Annotated in this window: 22 protein-coding genes and 1 pseudogene; 19 read left to right on the forward strand and 4 right to left on the reverse strand. The window is 63.5% G+C overall.

Annotated features, from left to right (window positions below; all coding sequences use genetic code 11):
- Positions 1–29 precede the first annotated feature (29 nt).
- Genes NKI37_RS10405 through NKI37_RS10415 form a run of 3 tightly spaced genes read right to left on the reverse strand, consistent with a single transcriptional unit; the run spans position 30 to position 2,891 of the window.
- Positions 30–512, reverse strand: a complete 483-nt coding sequence (locus NKI37_RS10405; protein ID WP_023667791.1) for a MarR family winged helix-turn-helix transcriptional regulator — start codon at positions 510–512, stop codon at positions 30–32.
- Positions 512–2,083, reverse strand: coding sequence for a phytoene desaturase family protein (locus tag NKI37_RS10410; RefSeq protein WP_023699870.1), 1,572 nt, complete (start codon positions 2,081–2,083; stop codon positions 512–514). The genes NKI37_RS10405 and NKI37_RS10410 overlap by 1 nt, the downstream gene beginning before the upstream one ends.
- A 16-nt stretch (positions 2,084–2,099) precedes the next feature.
- Positions 2,100–2,891: a cyclase family protein gene (locus NKI37_RS10415; protein WP_023708108.1), complete on the reverse strand. Its 792-nt coding sequence runs from the start codon at positions 2,889–2,891 to the stop codon at positions 2,100–2,102.
- Positions 2,892–3,010: 119 nt separating this feature from the next.
- Between NKI37_RS10415 and NKI37_RS10420 the strand changes: the two genes are divergently transcribed.
- The 14 genes and pseudogenes from NKI37_RS10420 (at position 3,011) to NKI37_RS10480 (ending at position 16,716) form a co-directional block, all read left to right on the forward strand.
- Positions 3,011–4,585, forward strand: coding sequence for a phytoene desaturase family protein (locus tag NKI37_RS10420; RefSeq protein ID WP_352787536.1), 1,575 nt, complete (start codon positions 3,011–3,013; stop codon positions 4,583–4,585).
- A gap of 112 nt (positions 4,586–4,697) precedes the next feature.
- A complete protein-coding gene (locus NKI37_RS10425; protein ID WP_023686913.1) occupies positions 4,698–6,227 on the forward strand; it encodes an ABC transporter substrate-binding protein in 1,530 nt (509 codons plus the stop codon).
- Between the two features lie 33 nt (positions 6,228–6,260).
- Positions 6,261–6,373: pseudogene (locus NKI37_RS31940) on the forward strand (endonuclease domain-containing protein); the annotation flags it as partial.
- Positions 6,374–6,415: 42 nt separating this feature from the next.
- On the forward strand, positions 6,416–7,423 hold the full coding sequence (locus tag NKI37_RS10430) for an ABC transporter permease (RefSeq protein ID WP_352787539.1): 1,008 nt from the start codon (positions 6,416–6,418) through the stop codon (positions 7,421–7,423).
- On the forward strand, positions 7,416–8,264 hold the full coding sequence (locus NKI37_RS10435) for an ABC transporter permease (RefSeq protein ID WP_023667797.1): 849 nt from the start codon (positions 7,416–7,418) through the stop codon (positions 8,262–8,264). The genes NKI37_RS10430 and NKI37_RS10435 overlap by 8 nt, the downstream gene beginning before the upstream one ends.
- Positions 8,261–9,139: an ABC transporter ATP-binding protein gene (locus tag NKI37_RS10440; RefSeq protein WP_352787543.1), complete on the forward strand. Its 879-nt coding sequence runs from the start codon at positions 8,261–8,263 to the stop codon at positions 9,137–9,139. The genes NKI37_RS10435 and NKI37_RS10440 overlap by 4 nt, the downstream gene beginning before the upstream one ends.
- Positions 9,132–9,962 carry an ATP-binding cassette domain-containing protein gene (locus NKI37_RS10445; RefSeq protein ID WP_352787546.1) on the forward strand — a complete coding sequence of 277 codons (831 nt, stop codon included), beginning with the start codon at positions 9,132–9,134 and terminating at the stop codon, positions 9,960–9,962. Before NKI37_RS10440 ends, NKI37_RS10445 begins: the two co-directional genes overlap by 8 nt.
- A gap of 77 nt (positions 9,963–10,039) precedes the next feature.
- Positions 10,040–10,639, forward strand: coding sequence for a VOC family protein (locus NKI37_RS10450; protein WP_352787549.1), 600 nt, complete (start codon positions 10,040–10,042; stop codon positions 10,637–10,639).
- Positions 10,640–10,780: 141 nt separating this feature from the next.
- Positions 10,781–13,075: a bifunctional salicylyl-CoA 5-hydroxylase/oxidoreductase gene (locus NKI37_RS10455; RefSeq protein ID WP_352787552.1), complete on the forward strand. Its 2,295-nt coding sequence runs from the start codon at positions 10,781–10,783 to the stop codon at positions 13,073–13,075.
- Entirely contained in the window at positions 13,072–13,845 is a 774-nt protein-coding gene (locus NKI37_RS10460) for an SDR family NAD(P)-dependent oxidoreductase (RefSeq protein ID WP_023710057.1), read from the forward strand. Before NKI37_RS10455 ends, NKI37_RS10460 begins: the two co-directional genes overlap by 4 nt.
- Positions 13,839–14,309, forward strand: coding sequence for a MarR family winged helix-turn-helix transcriptional regulator (locus NKI37_RS10465; protein WP_023710056.1), 471 nt, complete (start codon positions 13,839–13,841; stop codon positions 14,307–14,309). The genes NKI37_RS10460 and NKI37_RS10465 overlap by 7 nt, the downstream gene beginning before the upstream one ends.
- Complete coding sequence (locus NKI37_RS10470; RefSeq protein WP_023714922.1) at positions 14,306–15,118, forward strand: enoyl-CoA hydratase family protein; 813 nt, start codon at positions 14,306–14,308, stop codon at positions 15,116–15,118. The genes NKI37_RS10465 and NKI37_RS10470 overlap by 4 nt, the downstream gene beginning before the upstream one ends.
- Positions 15,118–16,266 carry an acyl-CoA dehydrogenase family protein gene (locus NKI37_RS10475; RefSeq protein WP_352787556.1) on the forward strand — a complete coding sequence of 383 codons (1,149 nt, stop codon included), beginning with the start codon at positions 15,118–15,120 and terminating at the stop codon, positions 16,264–16,266. Before NKI37_RS10470 ends, NKI37_RS10475 begins: the two co-directional genes overlap by 1 nt.
- A 54-nt stretch (positions 16,267–16,320) precedes the next feature.
- Entirely contained in the window at positions 16,321–16,716 is a 396-nt protein-coding gene (locus NKI37_RS10480; RefSeq protein WP_023682729.1) for a RidA family protein, read from the forward strand.
- A 22-nt stretch (positions 16,717–16,738) separates the two neighbouring features.
- Here NKI37_RS10480 and NKI37_RS10485 read toward each other — a convergent pair whose 3' ends face one another.
- On the reverse strand, positions 16,739–17,830 hold the full coding sequence (locus tag NKI37_RS10485; RefSeq protein ID WP_352446560.1) for an LLM class flavin-dependent oxidoreductase: 1,092 nt from the start codon (positions 17,828–17,830) through the stop codon (positions 16,739–16,741).
- Between the two features lie 122 nt (positions 17,831–17,952).
- On the opposite strand from NKI37_RS10485, the gene NKI37_RS10490 reads away from it, so the two are divergent.
- The 5 genes from NKI37_RS10490 (at position 17,953) to NKI37_RS10510 (ending at position 23,085) form a co-directional block, all read left to right on the forward strand.
- Positions 17,953–18,714: an HpcH/HpaI aldolase family protein gene (locus NKI37_RS10490; RefSeq protein WP_023686922.1), complete on the forward strand. Its 762-nt coding sequence runs from the start codon at positions 17,953–17,955 to the stop codon at positions 18,712–18,714.
- Between the two features lie 155 nt (positions 18,715–18,869).
- Positions 18,870–20,069 (forward strand): pyridoxal phosphate-dependent aminotransferase, encoded by a 1,200-nt coding sequence (locus NKI37_RS10495; RefSeq protein WP_352787559.1) that lies wholly within the window; start codon positions 18,870–18,872, stop codon positions 20,067–20,069.
- 76 nt (positions 20,070–20,145) lie between these two features.
- Entirely contained in the window at positions 20,146–20,943 is a 798-nt protein-coding gene (locus NKI37_RS10500) for an ABC transporter substrate-binding protein (RefSeq protein WP_023682726.1), read from the forward strand.
- Between the two features lie 150 nt (positions 20,944–21,093).
- Complete coding sequence (locus NKI37_RS10505) at positions 21,094–21,768, forward strand: amino acid ABC transporter permease (protein ID WP_023667812.1); 675 nt, start codon at positions 21,094–21,096, stop codon at positions 21,766–21,768.
- Between the two features lie 45 nt (positions 21,769–21,813).
- The gene (locus NKI37_RS10510; RefSeq protein ID WP_023740559.1) at positions 21,814–23,085 is read left to right on the forward strand and encodes a cysteine desulfurase-like protein; all 1,272 of its coding nucleotides are present in this window, start codon (positions 21,814–21,816) and stop codon (positions 23,083–23,085) included.
- Positions 23,086–23,092 lie beyond the last annotated feature (7 nt).

A 23,092-nucleotide genomic window follows, 5' to 3' on the forward strand; every position in this document is an offset into this window, starting at 1 on the left:
TTGCCGGCGGTGCGGCCGGCGCCTAACGTCTAGATGTCGTGCTTGCGAATGTTCTTCAGCATCTTCTGCAATGTGGCGATCAGCGCCGCGTATTCGGCGTCGTCGACATCGTCGAACATCGCCTCGAACGCGTCATGCATTGCCGGCCAGGCGCGCGCGAACTCGGCGCGGCCGTCATCGGTCAGGAAGACATGGCGGATGCGGCTGTCTGTGACGCCTTGCTCGCGCCGCACGAAGCCTTGCCCTTCCAGCGTGTCGAGCGTGCGGCTCAAGGTCGACTGCTCGATGACGGTGTAGACCGAGAGGTCGTTGACGGTGACACCGTCGGTGACCGACAGCACGGCGAGCGTGCGGACCTGCGGAATGGTCAGGCCCTGCTTGCGGAAATCGTCGCGCAAGGTGGCGTTGTAGCGCCCCATGATGCGGTTCATCAGATAGGGCGCGAATTGCTGCAGGCCGATCTGGCCAAGCGTCGAAATGCGCTGGCGTTTTTCTGCGACCTTCTGCTCCATCACAGCCTGCCCGCCAGAAGAAAGCCGGAGCCGCCGCCGAGCCCTGCACCCGGATGGGTGGAGGCGCCGATGTGATAGAGGTTTTTGATGCCGGTCTGATGGTTGCGGCTGGTCTTGAACGGCCGCCACAGGAACGACTGGTCGATGGTGGACGACCCGCCATACGGGTCGCCGCCGACCAGATTGATGTTCATCGCTTCGAGATCGGCCGGTGAATAGGCGCGGCGCGCAATCACGCTGCCCTTGAAGCCATCGATGTGGCTGGCGAGAATGGTTTCGACGCGGTCGGCGTAGGCTTCACGCAGCGCCTCGGTCCATTGTCCGTCAGCCGGTGCATGCAGCGTGCCTGCGGCGTCGCCCTTGATGTGCCTGGGCGCCTCGGGCAGTTGCAGCCACAGGATCGCCTTGCCCTCCGGGCAGCGCGACGGATCGAGCGCATGCGGCTGGCCGACGCAGATGGTCGGCACTTCGGGCAGCATGCCGCGCGCCGCCTCGTTGCAGGCTTTCGAGACGCCATCGAGCCCCGGCGTCAGGTGCAACAATGCCACCTGGTCCAGGCCAGCACCGCGCCATGCCGGCGGCTTGTTCAGCGCATAGTGAATCTGGAAATTGCCTTTGCCGTAGCGATATTTCTGTGTCGCTTCGACATCGGCCTTGGGAGCCTCGCTGCCGAGCAACCGGTGGTAAAGCTGCGTCGGCGTGACCGAACAGATGACGCTCTTGTTTGCTGTAATCGTTTCGCCCGAGGCGAGCCGTACGCCGGTCGCGCGGCCACCGCTCTGGACGATCGAGGCGACATCGGCGACGGTACGGATGTCGCCACCACGTTCCCTTATCAGAGCTTCGAAGGCGGTGAGCAGGGTCTTCGCTCCACCCTTGACGATCGGCGCCCCGGCCGCTTCCAGCGCGAAGGCAATGACCTTGGCGATCTGCCCTGAGAAGGCGTCTTCCGGTCCGAGCCCGGCGTGCAGCACCCAGGGCGCCCACAGCGCGCGGATTGTCTCGGACCGATAGGTGCTTTCCAGCCAGCTGCGCGCCGGCACCAGTGCTTCGCCGAGAAAGGCGGCAAGGCCGCGTGGGCTGCGCCGCCAGGCATCGCCGGCCAGCAGTTTCGCCGTCGGATAGGACCACAGGCTGCCGCCGAGCAGGCCGAACAACAGGCCGGCATTGCGCTCGATGCCGCTGACATCGTCCGCATGCCGGTCGCCATCGTCGGCGGCAATCGCATTGATTGCCGCGACATTGGCGGCGCGGTTGGTGGTGAGCACTGCATGACTGCCGTCCGGCCGCAGCACGCCAGTTGGCGTGCCGGTGTGGCAGAATTCCAGCCCGTGCCTGGCGAGATCGCCGCCCAACGCCGCAAAAGCCGGCGAGGTGATGAACAGCACGAAGGTGGTTGCCATCACGTCATGGATAAAGCCGGGAGCGGTGATCTCCTCGGTACGCACGCAGCCGCCGATGCGGTCATTGCGCTCGAGGACGAGCACACGCGCCCCTTTGCCGCCGAGCATCGCCGCGCAGACCAGCGCGTTGATGCCGCTGCCAACGATGATGTGATCCGGCTGGCTCACCTTGGCGTGCTTTCACCTAGCCGTTGGATACAAGCGCCAGCGCGCGGATAGGGCTGCCGGTGCCATGCTCGATCTTGAGCGGTGCGGCGATCAGGATGGCGCCCTTTGGAGGCAACTGGTCGAGGTTGCAGAGGCTGGCGAGGCCATAGCGGTTCGCCTTGTGCATCAGCGTGTGGGCTGGAAATGGCGGCTCCATCCCGCCTGCCTTGCCGGCATCGGTGCCGATCGTCTCTGAGCCCCAGCCCTTGATATCCTTGCTGATCAGGAACTGGATGGCTTCGGCTGTCGGACCTGGCGTATGTGGGCCGGTTTCGTTGGCGTTGAGGAATTCGGCTTCCGAGCCATTGCGCTTATACCAGTCGGTGCGCATCACCACCCACTCCCCGGCGTTGATGGCGCCATGCTTGGCTTCCCACGCCTTGATGTGGTCGACGGTGAGCAGGAAGTCGTGGTCAGCGGCGGCTTCCTTCGAGCAGTCGATGACATTGACCGGACCAATGAAATTCTGCGCCGGAATGGTGTCGGTGGCGCCGTCCGGATAGTCCTTGCCGCTGATCCAATGCTGCGGCGCATCGAAATGCGTGCCCGAATGCTCCCCAAGCTTCAGCCAGTTCCATGCCCACCACGGGCCGTTCTTGTCATAACGGGAGATGTTATGGATCTCGACCTTTGGCGTGTCGACGGCAAGCTCCGGCGGCAGCTTGATAAGAGGCGTGTCGGGTCCGAGTTGCGCAGAGAGGTCGACCACCCTGATGGCGCCTGAAAGCAGCTGGCCGGCGACTTCGCCGAGGAGTTTTTGCGTGTCCATGGTCTGAAGTTCCCTCTTTCTGGTGAAGATCAAGGCTCGTCTCGGCCCTTAATATCCTACTAGACGAAAACATATGCATCTGCAATTATCTTTAAGCATAAAGGAAATGGGAACGGGGCGTGAGCGAGTTCGACGCCATCTTTGTCGGGGCGGGCCACAACAGTCTGGCATGCGCCGCGCATCTGGCGCTGAAAGGCTGGAAAACCGGGATTTTCGAGCGCAGCGCAGCAATCGGCGGTGCCGTCCAGACCCACGAATACACCCTCCCAGGGTTCCGGCACGATTTCGGTGCAATGAATCTGAGCCTGTTTGCCGGCTCCGCCTTCCACCGGAAATATGCAAATGAATTGAAAGCGCAGGGTCTTGAGTTCGCGCCGGTCGCCGACTGTTTCGCCAGCGCCTTTCCGGACGGACGCTGGTTCGGCGTCAGCAATGACTTGGAAAGGACTGCCACGCGGCTGGCCGCGTTCTCCGCCGCCGATGCCGCGACGTGGCGCAAGCTCGTTGCCGCCTTTCCTGCTGAGGCCGAGCATCTGTTCCGGCTGCTGGGATCGCCGATGAGTGCCCGCGCGCTTGCCGGCACCGCCTGGAACCTGTGGCGCAAGAAGGGCATGTCAGGCGCGCTCGATACCGGCCGGCTTTTGCTGTCGTCACCTCGCGCCTGGCTGGAGGAGACCTTCGAGTCGCCTTATGTGCGGGCAACGCTTGCCACCTGGGGCATGCATCTCGATTTCGCACCCGACATCGCCGGCGGCGCCGTGTTCCCCTATCTGGAATCGATCGCCAACCAGAGCTTTGGCATGGTGCTAGGCAAGGGCGGCGCCGACACGATCGTCCGGGCGCTGGCAGGTATGGTCACCTCGGCGGGCGGCACGATCGTCACCGGGGCGGAAGTTGCCGAGATCACCGTTGCCGGCGGCAAGGCATCGGGCGTGCGACTCGCTTCAGGTGAGACACATACGGCCACCAAGGCAGTGATTGCCGGCGTCGCGCCCAGGGCGCTGACCGGCAAGTTGCTGCCCAACGGTTCCGGCGACGCCGGCTTCGACACGGCGATGCAGAAATTCCGGCACGCGCCGGGCACGATGATGATCCATCTGGCGCTCGACGACCTGCCCGATTGGCGCGCCGGCGCGGAGCTTCGGCAGTTCGCTTATGTGCATCTGTCGCCGTCGCTCGACGCGATGTCGCGCACCTATCAGCAGGCGATGGCGGGCATGCTGCCGGACGAACCGGTGCTGGTCGTCGGCCAGCCGACCGCGATCGATCCGTCGCGCGCGCCTCAGGGCAAGCATGTGCTGTGGGTGCAGGTGCGCATGCTGCCTGCCGAAATCCTGGGCGATGCGGCAGGCAGGATCGCGCCCGCGCATTGGGATCAGGTCAAGGATGCCTACGCCGAGCGCGTGCTCGACATCATCGAGATATACGCACCCCGACTGCGCCCGAAAATCCTCGGCCGTGCAGTGTTCTCGCCAATCGACCTCGAGCGTGAGAACCCCAATCTCGGCGGTGGCGACCAGGTCTGCGGCAGCCACCATCTGGCACAGAATTTCCTGTTCCGCCCGGCGCGCGGTTATGCCGGCTGGAACACGCCGGTCGGCAATCTGCATCTCATAGGCGCCGCGACATGGCCCGGCGCCGGCACCGGCGCGGCCTCCGGCTTCATGCTCGCGCAACAGCTTGGCGGGAGGTAGCTCGCAAGATTTCATGAAGGCGACGAGAGGCAAGGCGCTGCTGCCCACGAAGCCCGGATCGATAAACTGATAGTGCCGCGCAAAGACAACAAAACCAACAAGGGGAACGACCATGACAATCAACAGACGAGAATTGCTGGGATACAGTGCCGCGGCACTTGGGGTGGCGGCGATCGGCCTGCCTGAGATCGCCAAGGCGGCAGCGGGCGAGCTGACCATCGCCTATAACGTCAACCTGCCGTCCTGGGATCCGACCACCGGACCCTCGGCCGTCAACCCGACGATCCAGGGCCTCTACCAGTCAGTGTTCGACCAGTTCATTCCGCAAAAGCCGGACCTGTCCTTTGCGCCTGGCCTGCTCACCGAATGGGGCTGGAACGAGGATCGCACCAAGGTGACGATGACGGTGCGCGAAGGCGTGACCTGGCATGACGGCTCGCCCTTCACGCCCGAGGACGTGGTCTGGTCGCTGCAGCGGGCGGGCGACGAAAAGACCGGCAATCCGATCCAGTTCGTCTGGAAGAACGTCAACAATTTCAAGATCGACGGCAACAAGATCACCGGCGACGTCGTGCAGTTCGATCCGGTCTATTTCAAATGGATGTCGTTCCTGACCGGCTACATCCTGCCGAAGGCCTATTACGAGAAGGTTGGCGCGGAAGGTTTCGAGAAGGCGCCGATCGGCACCGGCCCGTACATGGTGGAAAAATTCGAGCGAAATGCTTTCCTCCGACTGAAGGCCAACCCGCACTATTGGGGCGACAAGCCGGCCTTCGAGAATGTGACGATCAAGTTCGTCACCGACGCGGCGAGCCGCGTTGCCGAGATCGAATCCGGTTCCTCGCAGGTGACGCTGGAGGTCCCCTATGAAGAGTATGACCGGCTGATCGCCAAGGACGGGCTTGCCGGCTCGTGCAAGCCCGTTTCCGACATCGGCATGATCTTCTTCAATGACATTGAAGCGATGCTGGACAAGAACGTCCGCCAGGCCGCTGTCATGGCTGTGGACAAGGAGCTTCTGGTCAAACGGCTGCTGCGCGGCTATGGCCAGCCGATCGCTACGCTGGAGACCCCGGAGTACACGGCCTTCGATGCCTCGATCAAGGTCGAGCACAATCCTGAAAAGGCCAAGGAGCTGCTCGCGGCTTCCGGCTATTCGCCGGAAAAACCGGTCAAGTTCACCATCCAGACGACCAAGGGCTTCAAGCCCAAGGATTATGAGATGATCCAGGCAATCGTCGGCATGTGGCGCAAGGTCGGCATCGAGGCGACGATCGAGGTCTACGAGATCGCCAAGCACTATGAGCTGCGCGCCGCCGACAAGCTGGCGCCGGCCGCCTTCTACAATTGGGGCAATGCCATCGGCGATCCGACAACGTCGACTGGTTTTGCCATGTATGGGCCGAGCCCGCATTCGGTGTGGGACAGCCAGGACCTGATCGACATGATCAATCCGCTCTGGGGCGAGAAGGACGAGGCCAAGCGCATCGCCGGCTGGAAGGCTGTCGACAAGTATATCGCCGAGCAGGCCTATGTGCTGCCGCTGATTCAGTATGCGCAACCTATCGTGCATGCCAAGGGCGTCAACGTGGTGCAGCATGTGTCCGGCGCGCTGCTGCCGGCGCTGATGACCCCTGCCTGATATCGGCTTGTGGGCGCCACCCTTCGCTGAGCGGCCCCCTCATCCGGCCCTTCGGGCCACCTTCTCCCCGCTGGGGAGAAGAGACCAGCTCAGCTGTCCGTGACCTCTTCTCCCCTCGGGGAGAAGGTGGCCGCGAAGCGGACGAATGAGGGGGCTCTTCGTTAGAAACGCACTGGGCCAACACCAGAATGCTCCTGCAACGATTCCTGATCCGTCTGCTGACGATGCTGATCACGCTGTTCGGCGTGGCTGTCGTCGTCTTCGTCGTGATCCGCGTCGCGCCTGGTGACCCGATCGCCATGATGCTGCCCCCCGGTGCGACAGATGCCGACATCGACCGGCTGCGTGCACTCTACGGGCTCGACAAGACCATCGTGCAGCAATTCTTCATCTGGCTGTCCGGCGTCGTCAGGGGCGATTTCGGCACCTCGATTTCGCTCAGGCAAGATGTGCTCAGCCTTGTCTTCAATCGTTTGCCGGCAACGCTGGAACTTGCCATCATCGCGCTCGTCATGGCGGTTGGGCTCGGCGGCACGACGGCGATCCTCGGAGCCCGCGAGCGCGGCACGGCGGTCGAAGCCGGCATCGATATCGCCAGCGGCGCCGCCCTTTCCATTCCCGATTTCCTGTGGGGCCTCGTGCTGATCCTTTTGTTTGGCGTGCTGGTGCCGATCTTCGATATCTCCGGCCGCGTGTCGCCGCAGCTCGATCTGCCCTTCGTCACCCAGTTCTATTTCTTCGAGAGCTTGCTTCGGCTGCGCTCCGACCTGACCTGGGATCTGCTGAAACACATGCTGATGCCGGCAGTAGCCTTGGCATTGCCGCTGGCGGCAATCATCGCGCAGTTGCTGAAACAGTCGCTGAAGGAAGTGCTTGACCTCGACTATGTCGTGCTGGCGCGGGTGAAGGGGTTTTCGGAAACGCAGGTTATCCTGCGCGAGGCGCTGAAGAACGCTGCCTTGCCGACACTGACTCTCGTCGGCGTCCAGTTCACCTTCCTTGTCGGCGGCACGGTCATCGTCGAGCGGCTGTTTTCCTACGAAGGGCTCGGCAACATGGCGATCGATGCCGTCATCAACCGCGACCTGCCGCTGATCCAAGGCATCGTGCTGGTGTTCGCGCTGCTGTTCGTGCTGATCAATCTTGCAGTCGACATGATGTATGCGCTGCTCAATCCGAGGCTGCGCCATGGGTGAGGCACGCATGGCCCGGCGCGGATTGGGCCTGAGGCTGTGGCTGGCCGGCGGCTGGCTGCTGCTGGTACTTCTTGCGGCGATGTTCGCGCCGCTGGTGGCGCCGCAGGACCCGCTGGCGCAGGATCTGATGCTGGAGCGGCTGCCGCCCTTCTGGCTCGATGGCGCCGAGCCCGGCTATTGGCTGGGCACCGACAGCCTCGGCCGCGACCTCTTGTCGCGGCTTATCTTCGGCGGCCAAATCGCCTTCATCGTCGCCTTCGCTGCGGCGATTGCCGCCTGCCTTGTCGGCTCGACGCTCGGATTGGTCGCCGGCTATTTCGGCGGCTGGGCCGACCGCATCATTTCACGCATCGTCGATGTCTGGATGGCATTTCCTCCGGTGCTGTTCGCCATCCTGCTGGTCGCGGTGCTCGGCACTGGTCTCAGCTCCGTCATCCTCGCCATCGCCATCATCGACTGGACGCGCTTTTGCCGGGTGATCCGCGCCGAAGCGATGGGCCAGTCGCGCATGGACTATGTCGAGAACGCCCGCATCGCCGGCTATGGCCGCATCGGCATCATGCTGCGCGAGGTGCTGCCCAATGTGGTGCCGTCGATCGTGGCACTGCTGTCGCTGGAGATGGGCATCGCCGTCATCGTCGAGGCCATCCTGTCCTTCGTCAATCTGTCGATCTCGACCGACGATCCGACCTGGGGCGGCATCATCGCCGAGGGCCGGCTGTCGATCCATCAGGCCTGGTGGGTGCTGGTGTTTCCGCTTGTCACGCTGATCCTCACCGTGCTGTCGTTCAGCCAGTTCGGTGAGGCGCTGAAGACACGCTTCGATCCGGTGCTGCGATGAGCGCTTGCCTGGATATTGCCAATCTGAGCGCCGTGCTGCCGAACGGCCAGCGCGTGCTGCGGTCGGTGTCGCTCTCCGTGCAGCCGGGTGAGGTGCGTGCTCTTGTTGGCGAGAGCGGCGCCGGCAAGACGATGATCGGCAAGGCGGTGCTCGGTGTGCTGCCGTCAAGCGTGCGCATCGTCGAAGGCGCCATGCAGCTCGAAGGCGAAGACCTCGGCAGGCTGCAGCCCAAGGCAAGGCGCACGCTGATCGGCGCTCGCACGGCGCTGATCCCGCAAGATCCGTTGACTGCGCTCAACCCGTCGCGCCGCATCGGTCCGCAGATGACTGACCGGCTGGTGCGCATTCTCGGCTGGAACGGTGACAAGGCGGACAAGCGTATCCGGCAATTGTTGGATGAGGTGCAGATCCGCGATCCCGACCGGGTGCTGAAATGCTATCCGCACGAGCTGTCCGGCGGCATGCGCCAGCGTGTGCTGATCGCCGCCGCCTTCGCCGCCGAGCCACGGCTGATCGTGGCCGACGAGCCGACAACCGCGCTCGACGTTACCGTGCAAAAGCAGATCCTGCGACTGATCGCCGAGCTGCAGCGCGAGCATGGCACCGCGATCCTGTTCGTCACCCACGATCTCGGCGTCGTTGCAAAGATCAGCCAGGAAGTGTCTGTGCTCTACGCCGGCAAGGTGGTGGAAGAGGCTGACACAGCCGCTCTCTTCGCCGCGCCTGAGCATCCCTATACGCGGGCATTGATGGCCGCTACGCCGCGCTACACGGATCCCTTTGCCTCGCTGAAGCCGGTGGATGAGACGGTGCTGGCAGGACTCGCTGCGGAGATCGCCGCCTCCGACCAGGCGTGGAGAGGGCCGCATGGTTGAGCCGCTGTTTTCCGTGCGCGGGCTGAAGGTGGCGCTGCCCGACATGACCCGCAAGCCGCTGATCGGGCGCGCGCCGCTGGCCGAGATTTTGAGAGGCTTGGATTTCGATTTGCCGAGAGGTTCGGTGACCGGCATCGTCGGTGAATCCGGGTCCGGAAAATCGACGCTCGGCCGCACGCTTGTCAGACTTCTGGAGCCGAGCGTCGGCAGCATCCATTTCGAGGGCCGCGATATCGCCCATCTGCCGGATGCAGAGCTGCGACCTCTGCGCCGCGACCTGCAGATGATCTTCCAGGACCCGATGTCGTCGCTCAACCCGCGTCGCACCATCGCCGGCATCATTGCCGCGCCGCTCAAGCACAATGGGCTTGGCGACAGGCTTAGGGAACGCGTCGCCGAGGCATTGCATCGCGTCGGCCTGCCGCAAAGCTTAGCTAGTCGCTATCGTCATGAACTGTCGGGCGGGCAGCGCCAGCGCGTCGGAATTGCGCGCGCGTTGGCGCTTTCGCCGAAATTCGTGCTGGCCGACGAGATCGTCTCCGGCCTCGACGTATCGACGCAGGCGCAGATCCTCACCCTTTTGGAGAGACTGGCCGCGGAGATGGGGCTGACGGTCGCCTTCATCAGCCACGACCTGTCGGTCATCCGGCGGCTGTGCCAACAAGTGATCGTGATGCGCGAGGGCGGGATCGTCGAGGCGAGCGCCACCGATGCGCTGTTCGACAATCCCAGGGAGACCTACACGCGCGACCTGCTTGCCGCCATCCCACTGCCTGAGATCGACGCCGACTGGTTGCGGCCAGCAACGAAAGCGCCGGCATAGGACTGTTCACCCACCACGCCGAACAGCGGGCTTCGGACGTGCATGAGGGCAAAATCAGCCCGCGAACGGAGGGTAATATGAATTACGCAGCCCGCGGCACGATGCTTGCCGCGATCCTGTTCTGCTCGATGGGAACGGCTTCGGCCGATGCGATCCCCGGCATGCGCGGCCACGACCACACCGGCATCACGGTGCCCGACATGAAGCAGGCAGTCGACTTCTTCACCGAAGTCGTCGGCTGCGAGAAGGCGATGTCGTTTGGTCCGTTCGCCGATGACAAGGGCACCTTCATGCAGGATCTTCTGGGCGTCGATCCGAAGGCTGTCATCGAGCAGGTCACCATGGTGCGTTGCGGTTATGGATCGAACATCGAGCTGTTCAAGTACACTGCGCCTGACCAGAAGGATTTGACTCCGAAGAACAGCGATATCGGCGGCTTCCACATTGCCATGTATGTCGATGATGTCGCCGCGGCGAAAGCCTATCTCAACGGCAAGGGGGTGAAGACGCGGATGGGTCCGCTGCCGGTCAAGGAAGGTCCGGCGGCCGGCCAGACCATCCTCTATTTCCAGGCGCCATGGGGATTGCAACTGGAGGCGATCAGCTATCCCGATGGGATGGCCTATGAGAAGGGTGCCGAGACCGTTCTGTGGAGCCCGAAGAACCCGGACAAGTGATTTCCAGAGCGCGCTTGCGGGGCCAGCCCGCAGGCGCGCCACCCGTGTCCAGCAATCGTTCCAACATGAAACTTTAAGCTTGAAATATGTTATCTCCGGCGCGATACTTGATATGCAGCAAGCGAAGAGGAGATCGCACGGATGAAGGTTGCGGTTCTCGGTGGCGGACCAGCCGGCCTCTACTTTGCCATTTCAATGAAGCTGCGGGACGCCGCCCACGAGATCACGGTGTTCGAGCGCAATCGCGCCGACGATACGTTCGGCTGGGGCGTCGTGCTGTCGGCCGAAACACTCGACAACCTTGCCAAAAACGACCCGGTCAGCGCTGTCTGGATCAAGAAGCATTTCGCCTATTGGGACGACATCGCCGTCATCCATGACGGCGTGCGCACGGTCTCGTCGGGCCACGGTTTCTGCGGCATCGGCCGCAAGCGGCTTCTGGTCCTGCTGCAGCGACGCGCGCGCGAACTTGGCGTGAGGCTGATGTTCGAGAGCGATATCGCCGACCCTCAGCCCTATATGGCGACGCATGATCTGGTCGTCGCCGCCGATGGGCTGAACTCAAGGGCGCGCAACACCTTCGTCGAAGTCTTCAAGCCCGACATCGACACCCGCAAATGCAAATTCGTCTGGCTCGGCACCAACCAGAAATTCGACGACGCCTTCACCTTCATCTTCGAGAAGACCGAGCATGGCTGGGTGTGGGCGCACGCCTATCAATTCGACAGCGAGACAGCGACCTTCATTGTCGAGTGCAGCGAACAGACCTGGGCTGCCTTCGGCTTCGGCGCGATGTCGCAGCAGGAATCGATCGCCGTCTGCGAGCGCATCTTTGAGAAGCATCTCGGCGGCCACGCGCTGATGTCCAATGCCAATCACATCAGAGGTTCGGCCTGGATCAATTTCCCGCGCGTGCTGTGCGAACGCTGGTCGTACAAGAACCTGGCGCTGATGGGCGATGCCGCGGCCTCGGCGCATTTCTCGATCGGCTCGGGCACCAAACTCGCATTGGAAAGTGCGGTCGCGCTGGCCGAGTATGTCAAAACCGAACCGGACCTCGCCGCCGCCTTCCGCAAGTATGAGGATGCGCGCCGCACCGAGGTGCTGAAGCTGCAGTCGGCAGCGCGCAATTCGCTGGAGTGGTTCGAGGAGGTCGAGCGCTATCTCGGCCTCGATCCGGTGCAGTTCAACTATTCGCTGCTGACCCGCTCGCAGCGCATCAGCCACGAGAATTTGCGGCTGCGGGATGCCAAATGGCTTGAAAGCGCCGAGGAATGGTTCCAGCGCCAGGCGGGGGCAGGCGGCAACAGGCAGCGCCGGGCGCCGATGTTCGCGCCGTTCAGGCTGCGCGACATGCAGCTCAACAACCGCATCGTCGTTTCGCCGATGGCGCAGTACAAGGCTGTCGATGGCTGCCCGACCGACTGGCATTTCGCCCACTATGCCGAGCGGGCCAAGGGCGGCGCCGGGCTTGTCTATATCGAGATGACCTGTGTCAGCCCGGAAGGACGCATCACGCCCGGCTGTCCCGGCTTCTATGCGCCCGAACATGAGGTTGCGTGGAAGCGGCTCGTCGATTTCGTCCACACCGAGACCGAGGCGAAAATCTGCGCCCAAGTCGGGCATTCCGGGGCCAAGGGCTCGACCCGTATCGGTTGGGAAGGCACCGACGTGCCGCTCGCCTCGGGCAATTGGCCGGTCATGGCGGCCTCGGCGATTGCATGGTCACCTGAGAATCAGGTGCCGAAAGCCATGGACCGTGCTGACATGGACAAGGTGCGCGACGAGTTCGTGACCGCCACCCAGATGGCCGATCGCTGCGGCTTCGACATGCTGGAGATCCATGCCGCGCACGGCTATCTGCTGTCGTCCTTCATCACGCCGGTCACCAACCGGCGCACGGATGAGTATGGCGGTTCGCTGGAAAATCGCATGCGCTATCCCCTGGAAATCTTCCATGCGGTGCGTGCCGCCTGGCCGGCGCGAAAGCCGATCTCGGTGCGCATTTCGGCCAATGACTGGGTCGGCATCGAGGGTGTGACGCCGGCCGATGCGGTGGAGATCGCGCGGATGCTGCATTTGGAAGGCGTCGACATATGCGACGTCTCGGCGGGCCAAACCTCGATTGCCGCCAAGCCTGTCTATGGCCGCATGTTCCAGACGCCGTTCTCGGACCGCATCCGCAACGAGGTCGGCATGGCGACGATGGCGGTTGGCAACATCTACGAGCCTGACCATGTCAATTCGATCCTGATGGCTGGCCGCGCCGACCTGGTGGCACTGGCACGGCCGCATCTCGCCGATCCCTACTGGACGCTGCATGCGGCAGTGACGCTCGGCGACCGTGGCGTCAAATGGCCGGATCCCTATCTGCCCGGACGCGACCAGATCTACCGGCTGGCCGAGCGCGATGCGGCGGCGGGGCTGAAAGTATGACGACGGCCTCGGCGATTTCAGGCAAACATGCGCTGGTCACCGGCGGCGGTTCCGGCGTCGGTCGGGCCATCGCACTCGCGCTGGCCGAGGCCGGCATCGAGGTGACCATATGCGGACGGCGCGACGCCGAGCTTGCCAAGGTGGCAGGCGAGAACGGCCGCGTTCACGCCATGCCGGCCGATGTTACCAACGAGGCGGCGATGACATCGCTCTACGCGCAGGCGGAAGCCTTGCGCGGCCCGTTCGACATCGTCGTCGCCAATGCCGGCATGGCCGGCAGCACGCCGGCGCACAGGACCTCGCTTGCCGACTGGCAGCGGACGCTCGACGTCAATTTGACCGGCGCCTTCCTGACGGTGAAGCCGGCGCTGGCCGGCATGGCCGCGCGCAAGGCAGGCCGGATCGTCTTCGTCGCCTCGACCGCGGGACTGAAAGGCTACGCCTATGTCGCGCCCTATGTGGCGGCCAAGCACGGCGTGGTCGGGCTGATGCGGGCGCTGGCGGCCGAGACGGCGAAATCCGGCGTCACCGTCAACGCCGTGTGCCCCGGGTTTGTCGAGACCGACATGCTGGAGGCATCCGTCCAGCGCATTGTCGAAAAGACCGGCCGCTCGGCTGGCGAGGCGAGGGCGAGCCTTGCCTCGACCAACCCGCAAGGCCGCTTCATCCAGCCGCAAGAAGTTGCCGCGGCGGTGCTTTGGCTGTGCGGCGATGCGGCGGCGTCGATCACCGGACAAGCAATTTCGATCTCAGGAGGCGAAACATGGTAGCCGGCCCATTGCCCGTACCGTCGGGGCCTGGCAAGGACCGGCTGCGTCTTTGGATCAGGCTGCTGCGTGCCTCGCGCACGATTGAGGCCGAACTGCGCGAGCGCCTGAAGAAAGAATTCGATACGACGCTGCCGCGTTTCGACGTCATGGCCGCCCTCTACCGCGCGCCGGAAGGCATGCTGATGAGCGATCTGTCGCGCTTCCTGCTGGTATCCAACGGCAATGTCACCGGCATTGTCGACCGACTGGTTTCGGAAGGCTTGGTCGCGCGCGCGCGCCGCAATGGCGATCGCCGCACATCCATGGTGCGACTGACCGACGAGGGTTCCAAATCTTTTGCCGCAATGGCCGCGGCGCATGAGGGTTGGATCGGAGAATTGCTGGCCAAGGTCAGCGAGGAGGATGCGCGTCGGCTGACCGGCATGCTGACCTCGTTCCGCAGCAACTGGGAGGGACGCGAATGACTGCGATGGCCGGCCTCAAGCCGAAGCACTTCCTCTGGGAGGTCGAAGGCAGGATCGCCAGGGTGCGGCTCGACCGGCCGGAGCGCAAGAATCCGCTGACCTTCGACAGCTATGCGGAACTGCGCGACACGTTCCGCAACCTCGTCTATGCCGACGACGTCGACGCCGTGGTGTTCCTGTCCAATGGCGGCAATTTCTGCTCGGGCGGCGATGTCCACGACATTATCGGCCCCTTGGTCAAGATGGACATGAAGGAGTTGCTCGCCTTCACCCGCATGACCGGCGATTTCGTCAAGGCGATGCTCAATTGCGGCAAGCCGATTATCGCGGCTATCGACGGTGTCGCGGTCGGCGCCGGCGCCATCATCGCCATGAGCGCCGACATCCGCATCGCCACGCCGGAGGCCAAGACCGCCTTCCTGTTCACCCGCGTCGGGCTTGCCGGCTGCGATATGGGCGCGTGCGCGATCCTGCCGCGCATCATCGGCCAGGGCCGTGCCGCCGAATTGCTCTACACCGGCCGCACGATGACGGCGGCGGAAGGCGAGCGCTGGGGCTTCTACAACAGGCTGGCCGATGCCGCAGTGCTCGAGGCCGACGCGCTCGAGATGGCGGCGCGCATCGTCTCCGGCCCGACCTTCGCGCACGGCATCACCAAGACGCAGCTCAACCAGGAATGGTCGATGGGCCTCGACCAGGCAATCGAAGCGGAAGCGCAGGCGCAGGCGATCTGCATGCAGACGCGTGACTTCGAGCGCGCCTACAAGGCCTTCGTGGCCAAGGAAAAACCGGTGTTCGAGGGGAATTGATGGCAGACAGGAGCTTCCTCAGCTGGCCGTTCTTTGAAGATCGCCACCGCGAACTGGCCGAAAGGCTGGAAGCATGGTGCGTCAGGAACCTGCCCGTCGATCACCATGACGTCGATGCCGCCTGCCGCGAGCTGGTGGCGAAACTTGGCCGCGACGGCTGGCTGAAGCCGACGGCGCTCGATACGGACAATCCGGGACCGCTCGATGTCCGCACCTTGTGCATCACCCGCGAGACGCTGGCGCGCCATGACGGGTTGGCCGACTTTGCCTTCGCCATGCAGGGGCTCGGCACCGGCGCGCTCAGCCTGTTCGGCACGCCCGACCAGCAGCAATGGCTGGCAAAGACCACGGCCGGCAAGGCGATCTCGGCCTTCGCGCTTTCGGAGCCACGCTCCGGGTCGGATGTCGCCAACACCGAAATGACGGCGATCCGCGATGGCGACTTCTATATCCTCAGCGGCGAGAAGACCTGGATTTCCAATGGCGGCATCGCCGATCTCTACGTCGTCTTTGCCCGCACCGGCGAGGCGCCGGGCGCCAAGGGACTTTCCGCCTTTCTCGTACCCGCTGATACCAAGGGGCTTGGCATCGCCGAGCGCCTTGAGGTGATCGCTCCGCATCCGCTGGCGCGGCTTTCCTTCGATCAGGTGCGGGTGCCGGCTTCGGCGCTGATCGGCAAACCGGGAGACGGCTTCCGCATCGCCATGTCGGTGCTTGACGTGTTCCGCTCGACGGTCGGCGCGGCGGCACTCGGCTTTGCCCGCCGGGCGCTGGACGAAAGCATCAGCAGGGTGGCCGAGCGCAAACTCTTCGGCGCTCCGATGGCAGAGCTGCAGATGGTGCAAGGCCATATCGCCGACATGGCGCTGGACATCGATGCCGCAGCGCTGCTGGTCTACCGCGCTGCCTGGACCAAGGACATGGGCGCGGCTCGTGTCACCCGCGAGGCGGCGATGGCCAAGCTGTTCGCCACCGACAAGGCGCAAGAGGTGATCGACAAGGCTGTGCAGCTGCATGGGGGGGACGGCGTCCGCAAGGGCCATATCGTCGAGAGCCTCTATCGCGAGATCCGCGCGCTACGCATCTACGAGGGCGCATCCGATGTGCAGAAGGTGGTGATCGCACGGCAGGTGATGGGTGCGGCCTGACGGCGATGTATTTGATTTGAGATTGATCTTTAAGAATACCGGGGAGGCTTGAAAATGCACGAGATCCTGCAGCCGGAGGGCTGGGCGAAACCGGTCGGCTACGCCAACGGCATTGCCGCGCGCGGCAGGCTCGTCTTCGTGGGCGGACAGGTCGGCTGGAACGGGCAGTGCCAGTTCGAGACCGACGATTTCGCCGGCCAGGTGCGGCAGACGCTGCAAAACATCGTCGCCGTGCTGGCGGAAGCCGGCGCGGAGCCACGGCACATCACCACGATGACCTGGTATTTCACCGACAAGGCCGAATATCTCGGCAATCTCAAGGGTATAGGCGAGGCCTATCGCGAGGTGATCGGCCGGCATTTCCCAGCGATGGCCGCCATGCAGGTGGTGGCGCTGGTGGAAGATCGCGCCAAGATCGAAATTCAGGCAACCGCCGTCATTCCGGATTAACGAATTCGTTATTCCCGGATTGTCAGCAGCGCAGCCCCGCCCGCTTCAGCAGCGGCAATACGTGGTCGCAGAAATAGGGCAGTTCCTGGGTGTAGTTGACGAAGGATAGCGCGATGCCCTGGTAGCCATGCCCGGCTATTGCCGCCATCTCGGCGGCAATCGTTTCCGGCGTTCCAACCAGCGGGTAGGTGCCGGCGCCGCCGGCGAAACGCTGCCGGTAGCGGTCATAGGCATGCGGGTCATGCGACTGCGAGAACTCCTTCTTGCCTGCCATATGAGCATCGACCGCATCGTGGTCGACCAGATCGACGGCATAGCGCGTGTAGTAGGCCTGCGCCTCTTCCATGGTTGGACGGCAGACGACATGCGCCACCGTGTAGACGCCGACGTTGCGGCCAACCTTGTCGGCCCGCTCGCTGATGTCGGCGACATGCTTGCCGGCATCGCTCATTTCCGAAAAGGTCGTGAACAGATAATCGCATCGGGCGGCGGCGAAATCCCGGCCCGGGCCACCGAAAGCAGCGTTCATGGTCACCGGGCGTGGAACCTGCAGGCTCGCCGGCCGGCTCACCGCCTCCTTGAGGCGATAGTATGTGCCTTCATAGTCCAGAGGCTGGTCCGAGGCGTAGAGCTTTTCCAGGATTTCGATCCATTCGGCGGCCTGGTCGTAGCCCTTCTCGACCAAAGGCGTGCCGAACATGCCGAATTCCTTCGGGTTCCAGCCGCAGACGATGTTCAAGCCGGCGCGGCCCTGGCTGATATGGTCGACAGTTGCCAGCGCCTTGGCGGCATAGAGCGGATGCACCAGCGGCACATGCACGGTCATGAACAGGCCGATCTGCTCGGTGGCCACCGCCAGAGCTGCTGCCCAGGTGAAGGTCTCGAACGACCATTCGCGCACCTTGTTGCGGCCGCCAAAGCCACGCCAGCGCGCGATCGGAAGCATAAATTCCAGCCCGGCGCGGTCGGCGATCTGCGCCGCCGTCAGATTGTCCTGCCAGCTTGCCGTCCAGCGTTCCGGCACATCGGTGATGGCCAGACCGCCATCGGCATTGGTCGAAAAGACGCCGAGCTTCAGTTTGTTCGAGCCGTGCAGGGGATGCGTTTTGATCATCATGGGAACTCGTGGCGAGAGACCGACACGCTAGGCCCGCGCAAAAATATTTCAAGCCTGAAATAGCTTCGCCTCGCCGCCGATTGCGGATATCAATTCGGAGGGGAAAAAGGGGGATGGATATGAGCGCGTTCCGTCAGAAGTGCATCGGCAAGACCAATCTCGTCGGCTCCTTCGCCGCTATTCCCCATCCCGTCGCCGTCGAAGTGATGGCGCTCACCGGCCTCGACTTCGTCTGCATCGACTGGGAACATGCCCAGATCGCGCGCGACACGATCGAAACCATGGTGCGCGCGGCCGACGTGCATCGCGTGCCGGCCATGGTGCGTGTTCCCGGTCATGCGCCGGAAGCTATCCAGGCGGCGCTCGACAGCGGCGCACAAGGCGTGCTCGTGCCGCGCGTCTCGACCGCTGCTCAGGCCGAGGCGGCGGTGAAAGCCTCGCGCTATCCGCCGCTGGGCGAGCGCGGCGTCGGGCCTGGCCGCGCGGCCGGCTATGGCTATCGCATTCCCGAATATCTGGCCGCGGCCAACGACAGGGTGGTCGTCGCGGTCCAGGTCGAGACATCGGAGGGGCTGGCCAACATCGAGGCGATCGCGGCCATAGACGGCATCGATGTGGTCTTCGTCGGCCCCGGCGATCTCTCCGTGTCGATCGATGCGATCGGGCCCAAAGGCGTGGACAAGCTCAATGAGGCGATCACAAGGATCATCCGCGCGACCGTCGCGCATGGCAGGACATCGGGTATATTTTGCGCCAGCCCACAGACGATCAGCCAGTGGGCCGCTATCGGCGCGAGCTTCTTCGTGCTGGCCAGCGATACGATGTTTCTTGGCGCCGGCGCTGCGGCCAACTGCACCGCTGCGCGCGCCGAGCTGCGGTAGACGGGCGGGATCGGGCAAAAACTTTTTAAGCTTAAAACTTTTTCCTTGAAAAGCGCAGCACATTGGATAGCATCCAAACTCGATGGCGACTGTCGTGCCGGTGGGGCTTGCCGGGCAGTCCGTCGCGGTGCTCCGGGTGGGAGGGGTTTCAGTCCTTGTCGTTCATACTGCCCCAGTCATCATCCAGCGCGCGTTATGCTTTCGACGGCGTACGTGCCCAGATCCGTGACCTGCACACCGAAAACATTGCCAACCTTGCCGTGCGCGCCCGAGAACTGGGCGACGTGATCGCGCTCTGGTACGGCGAAGGCGACATGGTGACGCCCGCTTTCATCCGCGACGCGGCGAAGGCCGCCTTCGATGAAGGCCAGACGTTCTACGTCCCTAACATGCGTGGGCACCCCCTACTGAACGAGGCGCTGTCGGAATACCAAACGCGCATTCACGGCCGGACGATCCCGATTGCGCGCACCACGGTCACGCCCGGCGGCATGCAGGCGCTGTACCTGGCGCTGGAACTGCTGGTCGATACCGGCAGCAACGTCGTCTATGTCGCGCCGCAATGGCCCAACATCCACAACGCCATCCATCTGATCGGCGGCGAGCCAAGGCCGTTTTCGCTCGACTTCAAGGGCGACTGGCATCTCGATCTCGACCGGCTGTTCGCCACTTGCGATGCGCGCACACGCGCGATCTTCCTGTCGACGCCGTCCAACCCGACCGGCTGGACCGCGTCGCGCGAGGAGATGCAGGCGCTGCTCGACTTCAGCCGGCGCACCGGCATCTGGATCATCTCCGACGAGGTCTATGGCCGGCTCTATTTCGACGGCAATGTTGCTCCTTCCATCCTGCAGATCGCCGAGGATGGCGACCGGGTGCTGTCGGTCAACAGTTTTTCGAAGGCGTGGGCGATGACCGGCTGGCGCATCGGCTGGCTGACGCATCCGTCGGGGGTGGCCGACCAGCTTGGCGCCATGACGCAGTACATCAACAGCGGCACCGCCGCGCCTATCCAGGTAGGCGCTGTCGCCGCCATCCGCCAAGGCGAGCCGCTGGTCGAGGAGATCAGGCAGCGGATCAAAACCGGCCTCGACCTTGCCTATGACAGGCTGGCCCAGATTCCCGGCATCATCCTGCCGACGAAACCGCGCGGAGGCATGTATGCCTTCTTTGCCATGGACGGCGAAAGCGACGCCCGGCAGGCCTGCGCCAGGATACTGGAGACGGCGCGCGTCGGGCTGGCTCCCGGCCACCTCTTTGGAAATTCGGCAGCGGCCTTCCTGCGGATGTGCGTGTGCCGTGAACGCGACCAGATAGCGACCGCGCTCGAGCGCATGGTCGCCGCCATAAATTGACGCCCCGCTGGGAGGTGGGACGGCAACAAACCGTGCGGGAGCAAACCCGCCCGATCACAACCAGAGGGAACACAAAATGAGCTTCACTCGTCGCAACCTGCTTCTTCTCGCCGCCACGATCGGCATCGCTGCCGGCCCGGCCACCGCCTTTGCCGCCGATGTGCTCAATGTCGGCGCCTACCCGACCAATCCGCCCTTCGAATACAAGAACGAGAGCGGCACGTTCGAGGGCTTTGAAGTCGACATCGTCAACGAAGCGGCCAAGCGTGCCGGCATGACCACCGACATTGCCGACCTCGGCTTCCAGGCGCTGTTCGCGGCTGTCAGTTCCAACCGCATCGATGTCGCGATCTCCTCCATCACCATCACGCCGGAGCGACTGAAAACGCTGTCCTTCACCCAGCCCTATTATGACTCCGACATGGGCATTGCGACGAAGACCGATAGCGCTGTTAACACCGAGGCCGACCTCAAGGGCAAGATCGTCGGCGTGCTTTCAGGCTCGACCGGCGAGACCTGGGTCAAGGCGCATCAGGAGGCTGACGGCTACAGCGACGTGAAGGGCTATGACACGCAGCAGAATCTTCTGCTCGACCTCAGCGCGGGCCGCGTGGACGCCGCCGTCAGCGATATTCCGGGCATGGAATACTCCTTCACCAAGATGAAGGACCTGAAGGTCAAGCAGCGCATCAAGACCGGCGAACAGTACGGCCTGATGATGAGCAAGGACCATCCGCTGCTCGGCAAGCTGAACGACGCGCTGACCGCGATGAAGAAGGACGGAACGCTGGCCGCGATCCACAAGAAGTGGTTCGGCAGCGACGCGCCAGCCGATTCCTCGACGGTCAAGGAAATGCCGCTGCCCAAGGCCTGACCGGCAATGCACTTAAATCGTGCCGGCTCCCAGGCCGGCACGATTCATTTCACGCTCCGGCGCCTGCTGCCACACGGATAGCCTCATCGGAGGCAAGGTCGATTGGTTTTAACTTGAGCATCCTTTGCTCTGGGGTTCGGGAACGCTCCCATGTCGCTGATCGACACCTTCTTCAATCCTGACGTGATAATGTCCAGCCTGCCGGCGCTGTTGCGTGGCTTCCTGAACACGCTGCTGCTCGGCATTTTGAGTATCGGCATCGGCATTCCCATCGGCCTGGGGATCAGCCTGTTGCGGCTCTATGCGCCGAAGCCGCTGCGCTGGCTGGCGGTCGGCTACACCGACATCTTCCGCGCCCTGCCGGTGCTGGTGGTGCTGATCCTGATCTATTATGCGCTGCCCTTCCTCGGCATCCGTCTGTCGTCCTGGGCCTCCGCCGTGACGGCGTTCGCCATCATCATGTCGGCCTATTCAGCAGAAGTGTTCCGCTCCGGCATTGAGAGCATTCCGAAAGGCCAATTCGAGGCAGCACAGGCGCTCGGCCTGCCTTTCCTTTTGACCTTGCGCAAGGTGGTGCTGCCGCAGGCGATCCGCGTCGTCATCCCGCCGATGACCAGCAATTGCGTCTCGATGTTCAAGGACACGTCGCTCGCTTCCACCGTTGCGCTGCCTGAACTGTTGAAGGAAGCGACCAACGCGCAGTCGCTCTATGCCAATCCCTCGCCGCTGATCGGCGCCGCTTTGGTCTATCTCATCTTCCTCTGGCCGATGGTCCGCCTCGTCAGCCTGCTCGAAGACCGCTTCAAGACCGAGAAGACGCGCTGACCTCATCAACCGTCCCGCTTCCCAAGCCATTCGCAGGAGATACAGTTGAGCAATTCCCAAGCCGCCGGCGGCTTTCCGGTCGACACCATCCGCGCCATGTTTCCGGCCTTGCAGCGCGCCGGTGATTTCATCTTCATGGACAACGCCGCCGGCGCGCAGATCCCGCAGAGCGTGCTCGACGCGGTGACCAATCACCTGGTCTCGCACAATGTGCAGCGTGGTGGTCGCTATGGGCGCTCGGTCACGGTCGACCAATCGGTTGCGGATGCTCGGACGAGCGTGGCCTTGCTGATCAACGCCTACAGTCCGTCGGAAATCTGCTTCGGCATGAACGCCACCTCGTTCATTCGCCTGGTCAGCCTCGGCATCGGCCAGATGCTGGCCAAGGACACAGAGCGCGACGAGATCGTCATCACCGATATGGACCACGACGCCAACATCGCCACGTGGCTGGCGCTGGAGCCCGCCGGAGCCAAGTTCAAATGGTGGCGCATGCGCGAGGACGGCAACCTGCATGTCGACGACCTCAAGCCGCTGGTTTCCGATCGCACCCGTCTCGTCGCCTGCACGGTGACCGCGCATTCGATCGGCTCGATCGTCGAAGTCGCTTCGGTGGCCGCGATCGCGCATGCGGCCGGCGCCGAAGTGTTCCTTGACTGCGTGCATTACGGACCGCACGGGCTGATCGACGTGCAGGCCTGGGACTGTGATTATCTCGTCTGCTCCGGCTACAAGAATTTCTCGCCGCATATGGGCTTTCTGTGGGGCCGCTTCGAAACGCTGAAGCGGCTGCCGACCTTCCGCGAGGATTTCATCCCCGACGAGCCGCCTTACAAGGTCGAGGCAGGCACCTTCATCTACGAGAACGTCTCGGGCATGGATGCCGCAGTGCAGTACCTGGAACTGATCGGCCGCAATCTGGCGCCCTCCAACAACCGCTCGCGGCGCGACAACATCGTTGCCGGCATGGGCGCCATCCGCGATTACGAAGTGCTCCTGGCGCGTGAGATGCTCGCCGTGCTCAAGGGATGCAATGCCACGATCTACGGCGTCGCCGAGGAAGCCCGCATCAACGAACGCGTGCCGACATTCTGCTTCAACATCGGCAAGCTGTCGCCGCAGCGGATCGTCGAGGAAATGGCTGACATGCAGATCGGCATCCGCGACGGCCATATGTATGCGCCCCGGCTGATGAAGCGTCTCAACCTGTCGATGGACAGCGGCGCCATCCGCGCCTCGCTGGTCCATTACAACACGGTCGACGAGGTCAGGCGTTTCGGCGAGGCACTGCGCGCCGTCATCGCAAGGCTGTCGTAGCTGGTCC

Source organism: Mesorhizobium sp. M0626, assembly GCF_040320665.1.
Lineage (GTDB): Bacteria > Pseudomonadota > Alphaproteobacteria > Rhizobiales > Rhizobiaceae > Mesorhizobium.

What these genes read in the sequence shown, in the direction of transcription:
- NKI37_RS10450 (WP_352787549.1), top strand. Translation starts at nt 10,040, where the DNA reads ATGAATTACGCAGCCCGCGGCACGATGCTTGCCGCGATCCTGTTCTGC.
- NKI37_RS10445 (WP_352787546.1), top strand. Translation starts at nt 9,132, where the DNA reads ATGGTTGAGCCGCTGTTTTCCGTGCGCGGGCTGAAGGTGGCGCTGCCC.
- NKI37_RS10475 (WP_352787556.1), top strand. Translation starts at nt 15,118, where the DNA reads ATGGCAGACAGGAGCTTCCTCAGCTGGCCGTTCTTTGAAGATCGCCAC.
- NKI37_RS10465 (WP_023710056.1), top strand. Translation starts at nt 13,839, where the DNA reads ATGGTAGCCGGCCCATTGCCCGTACCGTCGGGGCCTGGCAAGGACCGG.
- NKI37_RS10440 (WP_352787543.1), top strand. Translation starts at nt 8,261, where the DNA reads ATGAGCGCTTGCCTGGATATTGCCAATCTGAGCGCCGTGCTGCCGAAC.
- NKI37_RS10425 (WP_023686913.1), top strand. Translation starts at nt 4,698, where the DNA reads ATGACAATCAACAGACGAGAATTGCTGGGATACAGTGCCGCGGCACTT.
- NKI37_RS10405 (WP_023667791.1), bottom strand. Translation starts at nt 512, where the DNA reads ATGGAGCAGAAGGTCGCAGAAAAACGCCAGCGCATTTCGACGCTTGGC.
- NKI37_RS10505 (WP_023667812.1), top strand. Translation starts at nt 21,094, where the DNA reads ATGTCGCTGATCGACACCTTCTTCAATCCTGACGTGATAATGTCCAGC.
- NKI37_RS10470 (WP_023714922.1), top strand. Translation starts at nt 14,306, where the DNA reads ATGACTGCGATGGCCGGCCTCAAGCCGAAGCACTTCCTCTGGGAGGTC.
- NKI37_RS10415 (WP_023708108.1), bottom strand. Translation starts at nt 2,891, where the DNA reads ATGGACACGCAAAAACTCCTCGGCGAAGTCGCCGGCCAGCTGCTTTCA.
- NKI37_RS10485 (WP_352446560.1), bottom strand. Translation starts at nt 17,830, where the DNA reads ATGATCAAAACGCATCCCCTGCACGGCTCGAACAAACTGAAGCTCGGC.
- NKI37_RS10480 (WP_023682729.1), top strand. Translation starts at nt 16,321, where the DNA reads ATGCACGAGATCCTGCAGCCGGAGGGCTGGGCGAAACCGGTCGGCTAC.
- NKI37_RS10460 (WP_023710057.1), top strand. Translation starts at nt 13,072, where the DNA reads ATGACGACGGCCTCGGCGATTTCAGGCAAACATGCGCTGGTCACCGGC.
- NKI37_RS10430 (WP_352787539.1), top strand. Translation starts at nt 6,416, where the DNA reads ATGCTCCTGCAACGATTCCTGATCCGTCTGCTGACGATGCTGATCACG.
- NKI37_RS10455 (WP_352787552.1), top strand. Translation starts at nt 10,781, where the DNA reads ATGAAGGTTGCGGTTCTCGGTGGCGGACCAGCCGGCCTCTACTTTGCC.
- NKI37_RS10490 (WP_023686922.1), top strand. Translation starts at nt 17,953, where the DNA reads ATGAGCGCGTTCCGTCAGAAGTGCATCGGCAAGACCAATCTCGTCGGC.
- NKI37_RS10435 (WP_023667797.1), top strand. Translation starts at nt 7,416, where the DNA reads ATGGGTGAGGCACGCATGGCCCGGCGCGGATTGGGCCTGAGGCTGTGG.
- NKI37_RS10500 (WP_023682726.1), top strand. Translation starts at nt 20,146, where the DNA reads ATGAGCTTCACTCGTCGCAACCTGCTTCTTCTCGCCGCCACGATCGGC.